This window comes from Lysinibacillus fusiformis, assembly GCF_002845985.1.
Classification (GTDB): domain Bacteria; phylum Bacillota; class Bacilli; order Bacillales_A; family Planococcaceae; genus Lysinibacillus; species Lysinibacillus fusiformis_D.
The window spans coordinates 1-303 of the sequence record NZ_PDFK01000024.1 but is presented as its reverse complement, the minus strand read 5'-3'; the positions used below and the strand labels follow the sequence as shown (position 1 = coordinate 303).

At 41.9% G+C, this 303-nt stretch carries 1 protein-coding gene; it reads right to left on the bottom strand.

Translation table 11 applies throughout. From position 1 onward, the window contains the following. A partial coding sequence (locus CRI88_RS22285) for a transposase (RefSeq protein ID WP_145991353.1) occupies nucleotides 1-303 on the bottom strand: 303 nt, incomplete at both ends.

The window sequence follows — 303 nt, the reverse complement described above, 5'->3', positions numbered from 1 at the left end:
GATTGGTTTTTGAACATTTTGAATGACCCTTTCCACAAGTGGCTGTAATACATGGCTATCGTGCACATTTCCCGGAGTCACAATGGCACCTAAGACAAAGCCCTTTTCATCTGTGGCTGCATGAAAGGAATATGCAAACGGTTTCGTACGTTCATCCTTCACGTAATAGCCACTTTCAGGATCTGTCGTGCTTTCCTTTATTTCTTTCCATTCTTCCTTTTCAAACTTCTCCGGGGGAAAGGGCTTTTTTCCGTGTTCTTCACGATCCATATTTAACTCTAATTGAAGCTTCTCTTCATAAGC